At 64.3% G+C, this 12,258-nt stretch carries 9 protein-coding genes and 1 pseudogene; all 10 read left to right on the forward strand.

The annotated features are described in order from the left end of the window. The first annotated feature begins 9 nt into the window (after nt 1-9). Complete coding sequence (locus tag ABIV12_RS03445) at nt 10-318, forward strand: hypothetical protein (RefSeq protein WP_348056265.1); 309 nt, start codon at nt 10-12, stop codon at nt 316-318. 68 nt (nt 319-386) lie between these two features. Continuing rightward, nucleotides 387-1,175, forward strand: coding sequence for an SDR family oxidoreductase (locus ABIV12_RS03450; protein ID WP_348056251.1), 789 nt, complete (start codon nt 387-389; stop codon nt 1,173-1,175). 53 nt (nt 1,176-1,228) lie between these two features. Next, on the forward strand, nt 1,229-1,978 hold the full coding sequence (locus tag ABIV12_RS03455; RefSeq protein WP_348056270.1) for a sulfurtransferase: 750 nt from the start codon (nt 1,229-1,231) through the stop codon (nt 1,976-1,978). Nucleotides 1,979-2,109: 131 nt separating this feature from the next. After that, entirely contained in the window at nt 2,110-3,567 is a 1,458-nt protein-coding gene (locus ABIV12_RS03460; protein ID WP_348056253.1) for an aldehyde dehydrogenase, read from the forward strand. 6 nt (nt 3,568-3,573) lie between these two features. Continuing rightward, nucleotides 3,574-4,161: pseudogene (gene can, locus ABIV12_RS03465) on the forward strand (carbonate dehydratase); the annotation flags it as partial. Between the two features lie 125 nt (nt 4,162-4,286). Then, nucleotides 4,287-5,648, forward strand: a complete 1,362-nt coding sequence (locus ABIV12_RS03470; protein ID WP_348056255.1) for a hypothetical protein — start codon at nt 4,287-4,289, stop codon at nt 5,646-5,648. Further along, complete coding sequence (locus ABIV12_RS03475; RefSeq protein ID WP_348056257.1) at nt 5,645-6,079, forward strand: Rid family hydrolase; 435 nt, start codon at nt 5,645-5,647, stop codon at nt 6,077-6,079. Before ABIV12_RS03470 ends, ABIV12_RS03475 begins: the two co-directional genes overlap by 4 nt. Nucleotides 6,080-6,164: 85 nt before the next feature. Continuing rightward, nucleotides 6,165-6,683: a 3-hydroxyanthranilate 3,4-dioxygenase gene (locus ABIV12_RS03480; RefSeq protein WP_348056259.1), complete on the forward strand. Its 519-nt coding sequence runs from the start codon at nt 6,165-6,167 to the stop codon at nt 6,681-6,683. Nucleotides 6,684-6,720: 37 nt separating this feature from the next. Further along, nucleotides 6,721-8,805 (forward strand): FUSC family protein, encoded by a 2,085-nt coding sequence (locus tag ABIV12_RS03485; RefSeq protein WP_348056261.1) that lies wholly within the window; start codon nt 6,721-6,723, stop codon nt 8,803-8,805. A 222-nt stretch (nt 8,806-9,027) separates the two neighbouring features. Then, nucleotides 9,028-12,258: proprotein convertase P-domain-containing protein (locus ABIV12_RS03490; protein WP_348056263.1), on the forward strand; the 3,231-nt coding region annotated here is incomplete at its 3' end.

Genomic DNA, 12,258 nt, shown 5'->3' on the forward strand with positions numbered 1-12,258 from the left:
GACGAAGAGATGGACGACGACAAGGCGCAACAGTGGTGGGTCGCCGCGATCGGCGACACCATGGTGTGGGCGCGTCTGGAAGTTCTCGACTCGGGCATCGCCGAAGTGTTCGACAGCAGCGGTGAACTGCTTCGCTACGACGACGAGGAAACGGCGCGCATGGCGCTTCTGGATGCGGAATTTCGCGCTTTCGACGGGCTCGACGAAGACGACGCCGCGATCCTCGGCTTCGACCTCGATGAGGTCGAACCGCCATACGGACATACCGATGATGACCTGCTGCCAATGATGGTGCAGAAACTTCCTTCGCGGCACTGACGCCCGGCCGCTGTATCACGTCCCATCATCGGCCAATCGGCGCCGTGACGTTCGTCAGGAGACACTCGATGAATCTCGACCTCACCGGAAAACACGCGCTCGTTTGCGGCGGCTCGCAGGGGATCGGCCGCGCGGCGGCCATTGAACTCGCATCGCTCGGTGCCGACGTCACCCTGCTCGCCCGTTCGCAGGACACACTCGATGCGACGCTCGAACAGCTGCCGAAGATCCACGCGCAGCAGCGACACGCGACGATCGCGGTCGACATGGGCGATCATGCGTCGTTGCGCGCGAAGATCGACGCGGCAGCCAATGCCCACGCAGTCCAGATCCTCGTCAACAATACCGGCGGCCCTGCGGGAGGCCCCGCGAGCACAGCCACGGCAGACGACTACCTTGCTGCGTTCAACCAGCATCTCATCGCCGCGCAGGTATCGCTGCAGGCGGTGCTCCCCGGGATGAAAGCCGCCGGTTACGGGCGCCTCATCAACGTGATCTCGACGTCGGTCAAGGAACCGATCCGCAATCTCGGCGTGTCTAACACGATCCGCGGCGCAGTGGCGAGCTGGGCGAAGACGCTGGCCGGTGAACTGGGCTCGCACGGAATCACCGTCAACAACGTTCTGCCCGGTTACACGCAGACACAGCGACTTGAACAGATCGTCGCCGACCGCACGAGAGCGACCGGAAAATCGAGCGCCGAAATCGAGCAGGGGATGCTTGCGACGGTGCCCGCCGGACGTTTCGCAAAACCCTCTGAAATCGCGGGCGTGATTGCGTTCCTCGCGACACCGGCCGCAGCCTACGTCAACGGCGTCAACGTGCCCGTCGACGGCGGGCGCATGCAATCGCTTTGAGCTCCGCAGTGGAAAGCGCGCTGGCTGTTGCAGGCGTGGAATCTGCGGGAACGATGACGCTCAACATCGCTGCCTATCGATTCACGCCCATCGACGATCCGGATGCACTGGTCGCGCAATTGCGCGAACGCGCCGAGACCCTCGCACTGCTTGGAACCATCCTCGTGGCGGAGGAAGGCATCAATCTCTTCCTCGCCGGCGCTGCCGATCCTGTCGCTCGGTTCATCAGCGGCCTGCGCGGCGATCCGAGGTTTTCCGACATCGCTTTCAAAACGAGCGTCAGCGATGCAGCGCCTTTCGTTCGCCTGAAGGTGAAGCGCAAGCGGGAGATCATTTCGTTCCGGCGTGACCGTTGCTCACCTCTTCAGGGTCGCGCCCCGGCACTTGCACCTGCAACCCTCGCGCGTTGGATCGAACAAGCCCATGACGACGATGGCAAGCGACTTGTGCTGCTCGATACGCGCAACCGCGATGAAGTGCGCCACGGCACGTTCACAGGCGCGCTGACCCTGCCGATCGAGCGCTTCACCGACCTGCCCGACGCGGTCGAAGCACGACGCGACGACCTCGAAGACGCCACCATCGTCAGCTTCTGCACGGGCGGAGTGCGCTGCGAGAAAGCGGCGCTGTGGATGCAGGCAAACGACCTGGGTCCGGTGTGGCAACTGGATGGCGGGATCCTCGGCTACTTCGAGCAGGTTGGCGACTACGGCTATGCCGGTCGCTGCTTCGTATTCGACCAACGCGTCGCGCTCGAGCCGTCCTTGCTGCCGATGGCGGATGGCGCACCGTTCCCGGACTGAGCCCTCGTCATGCGACGCACCGCAACGGTCGGCGCGCCCATTCCAGTCCAGTGCGTTGCGAACCACCGTCGCAATTCCGCTGCGGCGCACACCCTCGCCTTTTCGTCGTGCGAGCCGCTAAGCTGGCGACAATGAATGACGTTCTCACGCTCGCCAATCTCGTGGATGGTCGCCTGTTGCCCGGGCGTTCCTCTGCCTATCTCGACGTCCACGAACCGGCGACCGGCAGTGCTTTTGCACGCTGTCCCGACTCGTCGTCCGACGACGTCGATGCGGCGGTGCTCGCGGCACGGCGCGCGCACCCCGCGTGGGCCGAAACCACCGTCGATGCGCGCGCTCGACTGCTGAATCGGCTCGCCGACCTCGTCGAACGCGATCTGCAGGAGATTGCCGAACTCGAGTCACGCGACTCCGGCAAGCCCGTGGCACTCGCGCGCATGCTCGACATTCCGCGCGCGATCGCGAACCTGCGCTTTTTCTCAGCTGCGATCACCCAATGGGCAAGCGAATCGCACTCCAGCGATCCACGAACATTGAATTACACATTGCGTCAGCCAATCGGCGTGGTCGGCTGCATCTCGCCGTGGAACCTCCCGCTCTATCTCTTCACGTGGAAGATCGCGCCAGCCCTGGCGGCGGGCAACACCGTGGTCGCGAAACCGTCGGAGATCACGCCGTGCACCGCGGCGCGCCTCGGCGAGCTGTCCATCGAAGCGGGATTTCCACCTGGCGTGTTGAATATCGTGCACGGCCGGGGTCCGGTCGTTGGCCAGCGACTGGTCGAGCACCCGCAGGTGAAGGCAATCTCGTTTACCGGCAGCACGCAAACCGGCGCCGCGATCGCGACCGCTGCCGCGCCGGCCTTCAAGAAACTGTCGCTCGAGATGGGCGGCAAGAATCCGGCGATCGTGTTTGGCGATTTCGATTGCAGCGACGGCAATCTCGACACGATCGTGCGCTCCGGATTCGCCAACCAGGGTGAAATCTGCCTGTGCGGCTCGCGGCTGCTGGTTCAGCGGTCGGTCTACGACGATTTCCGCGAGTGCTACCTCGATCGCGTGCGCGCATTGCGCGTCGGCGATCCGCAAAACCCGCACAGCGATCTCGGCGCACTCGTTTCAAGGGCGCATTTCGACAAGGTCGTTGGCTGCATCGAGCGGGCACGTGCCGACGGCGCACGCGTCCTGTGCGGCGGCGAGCCGGTGCGCCTCGACGGGCGATGCGCCGACGGCTGGTTCCTCGCGCCGACCGTCCTCGAAGGACTGCCGAATGAGGCGCCGACGAATCAGCAGGAGATCTTCGGGCCGGTCGTCAGCCTGATTCCGTTCGAGGACGAGGACGAAGCGATCGCCATCGCGAATGCAACGGAGTATGGCCTTGCCGCGTCGCTGTGGACGACGAATCTCGATCGTGCACACCGTGTCGCGTCGCGTCTTGAAACGGGGATCGTCTGGATCAACTGCTGGCTGGAGCGCGACTTGCGAACGCCGTTCGGTGGCGTGAAGCATTCCGGCGTCGGCCGCGAAGGCGGCGTCGACGCATTGCGCTTTTTCACCGAACCAAAAAATGTCTGTATCCGCCTGAGCTGAGTATCCATGGCCAATCTCGACGACCTGCTGGAACGCAACCGCGCATGGGCGCAAGCGCTGAGTGATCAGGATCCGAATTTCTTTCGGCGACTCTCGGAGCAGCAGGCGCCCAAATACCTGTGGATCGGCTGCTCGGATTCGCGCGTGCCGGCAAACCAGATCATCGACATGGCACCCGGCGAGGTGTTCGTGCATCGCAACGTTGCGAACGTCGTGGTGCACACCGACTTGAACGCGCTCAGCACGATCCAGTTCGCGGTGGACGTTTTGAAGGTCTCGCACATTCTGGTGGTCGGCCACTATGGCTGCGGTGGCGTCCAGGCGGTGCTGGAGGAACGTCGCCTCGGGCTCGTCGACAACTGGCTCCGGCACGTCGCCGACGTGCGGCACAAATACGCCGCGGCCCTGGACCAGTTCACCGATCCGCACGAACGCCATGCGCGGCTGTGCGAACTCAACGTGATCGAGCAGGCGGTCAACGTGTGCCATACGACGGTGGTGCAGGAAGCGTGGCAACGCGGACAGGACCTGAGCGTACATGGCTGGATTTACGGACTGCGTGACGGGCGCGTGCGCGACCTTGGCGTTGGCGTGTCCGACACCACGCAGATTGGCCCATCGGTCGCGGCGGCACTCGCACGCATCGACGGACCGGACCGATCCTGGCATACCAAACCGGCGCTCCCGAGCCCACGATCGCCTTGAACGGAGGAGTCGCCATGCGTACGACACTCGCCACCTTGCTGTGTTGCCTGATGCCGGTCGTGATTGCGACAGCGGCCGATGAACCGCTGTCGCCCTACGAGTGGAAACAGCGACAAAAAGTTGCCTTCGAGCATTCCGAGCGCGTCTACGCCGATGCACTGAAACGCACCGGATTGCTCGCGCAGTACAAGGCAATGCGCGATACCTACCGAACCGACAAGGACGGAGCATTCCGCATCGTGTTCGGCCAGTACCTCAGCTGGTACCAGAGCTTCGTCGGCGACTACGTCGGTGCGCACGACTCGTACTCGATCCGCCAGCTCGCTGCGTCCGACGATGCACATTCGCCGCTCGACGGCGGCTACACCGCAAAGCCCGCGTTGGACGAAATCGCGGAACTTGCGAAGGGGCGCAAGGCGGTGTTCTTCAACGAAGCGCACAACGTTCCGGTCACGCGAACCCTTCTGGTCGAGCTTCTGTCGAAGTTGCGTGCCGAGGGATATACCTACTTCGCCGCGGAAACGATCTATGCCAGCGACACGGAGCTCGCCAAGCGCGGGTATCCCGTCGAAAAAAGCGGCTTCTACACGATGGAACCGATCGCAGCCGAAATGGTGCGCACTGCACTGCATCTCGGCTTCAAGGTCGTCGCATACGAAAGCGAAAAGGAAGGCAATGGTGACGTTCGGGAATACGACCAGGCCAAAAACCTGTATGAGCGGGTGTTCAAGAACGATCCTCAGGCGCGCCTCGTGGTGAATGCCGGCTACGCGCACATCCAGGAGAACGGAAAGTACCTCGGTGGCCGCAGCATGGCCCAGCATTTCGCGAAGCTCACCGGTATCGATCCGCTCACTGTCGAGCAGACGATGCTGATCGAGCACCCGGCAGGAACCGAGAACCACCCTTACTACCAGAAGGCGATGGAGTCGCTGCATCCGACGTCGCCGATCGTCTTCGCAGACGCCGCAGGCAAGCCGTGGACGTTGAAGCCGAAGGCATACGATGTCAGCGTTTTCTTTCCTGCCCAAGTGATCCACGATGAGCGACCGACCTGGCTCACACTGGGCGGACTGCGCACCGAGTATTCCTTCGGTGGCGCTGCGTGCCAGGACACGTTTCCCTGCCTCATCGAGGCGCGCTACGCGAACGAAGGCGACGATGCGATTCCCGCCGACCGGCTCGTGCTGGATCCGACCGGCAATGTCGAGAACACCCAGGATCGCGTCATCCAGCGTCACCCGCTGACCAAGGGATCACTGTACTTGCGACCCGGCAAGTACCGGATCACTGGACAGGATGTCCGCGGGCACGCCCTTTTCCGACAGGACGTCACGGTCGGCAGCGGTCGTCCGCCAGTGGCGGTGGCGCAATGAGCGACGCGATCCACGCGACAACAGCGCCAGCACCGGTCGGCGCCTATCCCCACGCACGTCGCGTTGGCGACCTGCTGTTCCTTTCCGGCGTCGGACCGCGCGTGCCCGGAACAAACGCCATTCCGGGGAACATCCATGACGCAACGGGGCGTGTCACGGAGTACGACATCGAGGCGCAATGTCGCCAGGTCTTCGCCAACGTGCGTGCGGTGCTCGAGGCCAGCGGTGCGCGCTGGCAAGACCTCGTCGACGTAACCGTCTTCCTGACCGACATGGGCCGCGATTTCGAGCGCTACAACCAGGTCTACGCCGAGCATTTCAACGATCCGCTGTGCGCGCCGTGTCGCACGACTCTTGGCATCACCGCGTTGCCGACGCCGATCGCGATTGAACTGAAGTGCGTCGCCTCGCTGAACGCTCGGGGCTCCTAGCGAGCAGTCGACGATTTCCCCGCGGTCGGTCGGCCGATCCCCACTACAATCCGGCCCTCGCCCTGTCTGACGTGGACGTTCCGCGATGCTCCCTCCCCCGATCAACCTCGCCCGCTGGATCGACGAACACCGGCATCTGCTGAAGCCGCCGGTCGGCAACAAGTGCATCGTCGACGGCGACTTCATCATCATGATCGTCGGCGGGCCGAATGCGCGCACCGACTACCACCATGACGAAGGTCCGGAATACTTTCACCAGCTCGAAGGCGAGATGGTGCTGAAGGTCCAGGAAGACGGCGGCGTTCGCGATATCCCGATTCGTGCCGGCGAGATTTTCCACCTGCCCGCACGGGTACTGCATTCGCCGCAGCGGATGCCCGACTCGATCGGCCTGGTGATCGAACGGCGGCGGTTGCCGCACGAGGATGACGGACTTCTGTGGTTCTGCGAGGTCTGCAACCATCGTCTGTACGAGGAATACTTCCACCTGCACGACATCGAGACCGATTTCCCGCGCGTGTTCGAACACTTCTACCGCTCGCTCGACCTGCGCACGTGCACATCCTGCGGCCACGTGAATCCGGCACCGGAGAAGTACCGCTGAGCGTTGCGCGCAGGCCGCGTCGCCACGCAATCCGCCGATGCTGAGCGCACTGCTCGAACTGAAGCCACGTGACGTGCCCGTGCGTGTTGCGCTGCGAAACACGATCGCGATCGTCGCACCGTTGGCTCTCTCCATTCCGGGCGGTCACACGCCCATCGGACTCGGCATCGCCGTCGGCGCGTTGAACACGATGTTCATCGACCAGCCGGGCCCCTACCGGCTGCGCATGCAACGCATGCTGCTGTCCGCGGTCGCGGCAGCAATCAGCGCGTATGTCGGCTACGTGCTCGGCGCCAGCACGATCCTGCTGGCGCTGGCTGCGCTTGTGATCGGCGTTGCAGGCGGCCTTCTGGTCGCACTGGGGCCGAACGCAGGCCGCGCCGGACTCGCGTGCATGATCCTGCTGGTGATCAGCGGTGCGACGCCCCGCGATCCGCTGGATGCACTCGGACCCTCAACGTTGTTTCTGATCGGTGGTCTGCTGCAGACGCTCTTCGCAATCGCCGCGTGGCCGTTGCAACGTTACCGACCGGAACGCCAAGCGCTGGCACAGATCTTCCAGCAGCTCGGTGCCGGTGCGCGCCAGCATGCCGATCGCGGCAGCCCACCCCCGGTGACGCAAGCGCTGGTCGACGTCGAAGACCTGTTGCATGGCGCGCATCGTGCGCGAGGCCCGGTGATGGAGACGTTCCGCATCCTCGCCGAAATCGTCGAGCGGATCCGTATCGAACTGCTGGCTCTCGATGATCTCCAGGATGCGCTGACCGATGGCGAAACCCGCCGCAGCATCGAGCGCCTGCTGGACTACGCAGCGCGCGCACTGGAAGCGATTGGAACCGCCCTCGAGCGCGGGGTGACGCCGCTGGCAGCCGCGGCGGCAATCGAAGGATTCGATGCGGTCCTCGACGCGCTGATTGCGCTCGAAGGCGATGCCGGATCGCCACGTCTTCTGCCGGTGATCCGCGCACGCGCCGAGGGGTTGGCCGGACAGTTGCGCGCCGCGGTGCGCAATGCGGATTTTGCCGGCAGCCTTGGCGAATTGCGCGCAACCGTCATCGAGGAACAACTGCCTGCCGCGCTTCGACCGGGCAACGCGCTGCAGACACTGCGTGCGAATCTCGGCTTCGAATCGGTCGCATTCCGCCACGCGCTGCGCTGCGGCGTTTGCCTGGCCATCGCGGTGATCGGCGAGCGGACTGCGGGCATCGCACACGGATACTGGATTCCAATGACCGCGGCGATCGTGCTGAAGCCTGATTTTGCCGGGACGTTCCGCTTCGGCTTGCTGCGCGTGTTTGGCACCCTGTTCGGCCTCGTGTTTGCGACCGCACTGGTCCACTACGCGCTCGGCGGAGTCTGGGAGCGCGTCGCGCTGGTGGGACTGTTCGCGTTTGGTTTCCGGCTGCTGACAACGGTGCACTACGGCATCGGTGTCTCGTTGCTGACTGCGCTGCTGGTTCTGCTGTTTTCTTTCGAAGATGTCGCGCCGGCCGAGCTGTTGCCGGCGCGCGGCATTGCCACCGTGATCGGCAGCGCGCTCGCGTTGACGGCCTATCTGGTGTGGCCGACGTGGGAACACCTTCGCGTTCGTCCGACGCTTGCGGCGATGATCGACGCGTATCGCGCCTACGTCGCTGCGCTGCTGCGTGTCGACGCCACCGGGCGTCTCGAAGCACGATCCGCGGCACGCGCTGCGCGCACCAATGCCCAGGCTTCGCTGGAACGACTGCGCGGCGAACCGCGCCGCCAACGCGAATTGACCACGCTCGCCGAAGGCGTGTTCGCGAATGCCAACCGCTTCATCCGCGCCGGCATGTCTCTCGAGGCCGTCCTGCTCGACGCCCGCGAACTCCCCGAGCGGGAGCGCGTGGCCGCTTTCGCAACCCGCATCGACGAAGGCTTTGCAGGCCTGTCGGCCAGTCTGCGCGATCACGCCGCAGTGCCCGACCTGGCGCATCTTCGCGCCGAAGAACGCGATCTGGCCGAGTCGCTCGAATCAGCGGGCGACGAAAGCCGCGCCGCCGTCGCCGCTGCGGTGATCGAAGCACTTGATCGCATGGTGGACAGCATGGACACGCTCGCCCACCTCATGCGCAAGGCGGAGAGCGATCCCGGTTCCTGACGGAGCGAGTCGTCCTTTCGCACGACCTTGACCCGATGGAGAGTCGACACCTCCATTTCCGTTCAGGTCTCGTGATAGCCTTCGTCCCGGCGCGCCTCGCGCGCCTCGGGGATTGAATGCGTTTTTCGACGATGGTGCGTCGACGTGCCTGCAGCGCGTCTGCACGCACGCGATTGCACGCGCGCGAAGCGTCCCGATTTCAGACACTCGGGGGAGTATCAGATGACACGCATTTCAAACGGCGGCCGCGCGGTCGGACTTCGCCTGCACGGGGCGTTGCTGGCGCTGTGCTGGCTCATCGTCGCGCCGATCGCACATGCGCTGCAGCCGGTCGCACCGTCACAGCAGATCCGCACGACACTGTCGCATTCATTCGACTCGGCGGCTCTGGACGTTCAGCCGGAGCTGGAATCGACCATCGGTCTGGCGATGGCAACAGCGCAACATCCGTCGACCGCAGCGTTCCTGCAGCGCTATCCGGGCAATTGGGAAATGCGCTGGGATCGGCGCGGCAATCGCCCGAACCTGATCCAGGGCAGCGGTATCCCTCTGGTTCCCGGCGACGGCAATGCGTTGACGCTCGCCAGCCTCGGACTTCCCCCGAACGATACCGTCGACCTTGCGGTGGTCGAAACCCGGCTTGAGGATTTCATCGCGACCAATCGCGATCTGCTCGGCAGCGACGGCCTCGATTTTCGCCTCGATCCCGAATCGAGTGTTCCGTACGGAGACGGCAGCTCGCACTGGTTCATCGAATTCGCGCAATACCATGACGGCGTGCGCGTCGAGGGCGCCAATCTCTTCTTCCGCATTTCGCACGGCAACATCGTGCAGTTCGGCGCCAACCGGGTGGCAGCGGTCACGCTGGACGTGCAACCGGTGTCGACGCCGGCGAACGCGCGCGAACTCGCACTGCAGGAAATGGGATTCGCGGACGGCACGCGCATCGCGTCGTTGCTGGAGTCAGGCGAACTGCTCGTGCTGCCGTTTACCCCGAACGACGAGGATGCCCACGCGCCTTACCTCGGCGTCGCCGGCCGCGGTTACTCGCATCGACTGGCGTGGCGCTTCGTGTTCCGTGTGAACGACGACGCCACCACGTACCAGGTGCTGGCCGACGCGAAGACCAACCGCATCATCGACGTGCGCGATCTGAACGACTACACCTCGGCAACCGTCAGCGGCGGCATCTATCCAACGACCAACTCCGACACCGAAGTCGTCGTGCCCTTCCCGTTCACCAGCGTGACGAACGGCTCGGCCAAGGTCACCGATGCGCTCGGAATCTACGACTACTCCGGTGGCACGGCGACGGTGACGCTCGGCGGCAAGTATTTTCACATGACCGACACCTGCGGCTCCATTTCGCTTTCCAATTCGAGCAACGGCACCATCAACTTCGGCACCAGCGCGGGTACCGACTGCGTCACACCGGGGATTGGCGGCGCCGGCAACACGCATGCGTCGCGCAGCGGGTTCTACCACCTGACCAAAATCAACCAGAAAGCGCGCGGAATTCTTCCGACCAACACCTGGCTGCAGAGCGACGTCACTGCAAAAATGAACCTCAACCAGACCTGCAACGCGTACTGGGATGGCAGCGCGCTCAATTTCTTCAAGTCGGGCGGGGGTTGCTCCAATACCGGCGAGATCGCCGCGGTGTTCCTGCACGAATGGGGGCACGGAATGGATACGAACACCGGCGGTGCGGCGTCCGAGCAAGGCAGCGGCGAAGCCGTCGGCGACACGTTCGCGTTCCTCGAAACACGCGACTCGTGCATCGGCAAGAACTTCCAGCCCGGAGTTCCCTGTTATCACTGCACCACCTGCACCGGCGTGCGCGACATGAATGACTTCGGTGTCAATGGCACACGCACGATCGCCTCGCCACCCAACGTCACCAGCAACAGCGGCATCGACTGCGATGCGTACATCGGCGTCGGCGGCATTGCATGTCCTTACACCAGCCCGAGCTCAGGCGCAGCCTATCGCGGGCCGATGGGCTACGAAGGTCATTGCGAAAGTTACATTGCGAGCTCGGCCAACTGGGATCTGACGCAGGCGCTGGTCGCCCAGTTCGGCACGTCGGTGGGCTATCAGGCGATGGACCGCATCTGGTACGGCAGCCTCACGCCGTCCAAGAGCGCGTACCGCCTCGTCTCCGGCGGACAATGCAACACCGCGGCGGTGGTCGACGGATGCGGCGCGAACAACTGGTACACCGTGTACCTCGCGGCTGACGACAACGACGGCAATCTCGCCAACGGAACACCGAACGCGTGTCGGATCTGGGATGCGTTCAACGCACACGGCATCGCGTGCGGCGCACGCCCGGCGTGCAACGGCTCCGCCGCCGACTTCGCGTTGACCATCACGCAGCCGAGCCAGAACGTGTGCGCTCCCGGCAACGCGACCTACTCCGTCAATGTGGTGAGCACACTCGGATTCGCAAGTGCGGTGACACTCGCCGCGACCGGCCTCCCCGCCAATGTCACGGCGTCGTTCTCGCCGAATCCCGTGTCGCCCGGCACTACCTCGACGATGACGCTCGCCGTCGGTGCAGGCGCCACCGCAGGAACATCCACCATCACGGTCAACGGCACCGCCACCGGAAGCAGCGGACATTCGGCGACGACGCAGTTGCTCGTCACCAACGGTGCTCCTGCAGCGCCCGCCCTTGCAACGCCTGCGAATGGCGCGACCAGCGTGTCGACGACTCCGACGCTGAGCTGGGGCACGGTCGCAGGCGCGGCGTCGTACACGGTCGACATCGCGACCGATGCCACGTTCACGACGATCGTGCAGACCGCTTCGGGCATTACGATGACCACCTATGTGGCGACATCGCTGCTGCCCAATACGCCGTATTTCTGGCGCGTCCGTGCGGTCAACGGCTGCACCAGCACGGTCTCGTCCACTTTCAGTTTCACCACGGCAAACCTGATCTGCCGCGCGCCGCACGTGGCGATCCCGGACGGCAACGCCGCCGGCGTGACCGATTCGCTGGTGGTGTCCGATGCCGGCACGTTGACGAACATGAAGCTGTCGATCAAGGCAACTCACACCTACGTCGGCGATCTCGTCTTCACCCTGACCAAGGGCAGCAGCGTCATCGTGATCAACCGTCCCACCAACGGTGCCGGCGGATGCGCGGGCGCAGACATCGACGTCACGCTGGATGATGCGTCCGTCGTGCCCGTGCAGTCGCAGTGCGTCGCGTCGCCGCCGGCACTGTCCGGTGAGGTCAAGCCGAATGCTCCCCTGGGCACGGCGTTCAGCGGCCAGTCGCTGGCCGGCACCTGGTTGCTCAAAGCCGTCGACGGCGCGGGCCAGGACGTGGGTACGCTCGACGAGTGGTGCCTGATCCCGACCATCAGCGTCCCACCGACCACCTATACCGTGGGCGGCAACGTCAGCGGCGTTGCGGGTCCCGGTCTCGTGCTGTCGCTCAAC

Origin of the sequence: Dokdonella sp., from assembly GCF_039926425.1 — a bacterium.
Lineage (GTDB): Bacteria > Pseudomonadota > Gammaproteobacteria > Xanthomonadales > Rhodanobacteraceae > Dokdonella_A.

Excerpts from the sequence above, each read along its gene's own strand:
- ABIV12_RS03445 (WP_348056265.1), top strand. The coding sequence starts at position 10 with ATGGACGACGACAAGGCGCAACAGTGGTGGGTCGCCGCGATCGGCGAC.
- ABIV12_RS03450 (WP_348056251.1), top strand. The coding sequence starts at position 387 with ATGAATCTCGACCTCACCGGAAAACACGCGCTCGTTTGCGGCGGCTCG.
- ABIV12_RS03455 (WP_348056270.1), top strand. The coding sequence starts at position 1,229 with ATGACGCTCAACATCGCTGCCTATCGATTCACGCCCATCGACGATCCG.
- ABIV12_RS03460 (WP_348056253.1), top strand. The coding sequence starts at position 2,110 with ATGAATGACGTTCTCACGCTCGCCAATCTCGTGGATGGTCGCCTGTTG.
- ABIV12_RS03470 (WP_348056255.1), top strand. The coding sequence starts at position 4,287 with ATGCGTACGACACTCGCCACCTTGCTGTGTTGCCTGATGCCGGTCGTG.
- ABIV12_RS03475 (WP_348056257.1), top strand. The coding sequence starts at position 5,645 with ATGAGCGACGCGATCCACGCGACAACAGCGCCAGCACCGGTCGGCGCC.
- ABIV12_RS03480 (WP_348056259.1), top strand. The coding sequence starts at position 6,165 with ATGCTCCCTCCCCCGATCAACCTCGCCCGCTGGATCGACGAACACCGG.
- ABIV12_RS03485 (WP_348056261.1), top strand. The coding sequence starts at position 6,721 with ATGCTGAGCGCACTGCTCGAACTGAAGCCACGTGACGTGCCCGTGCGT.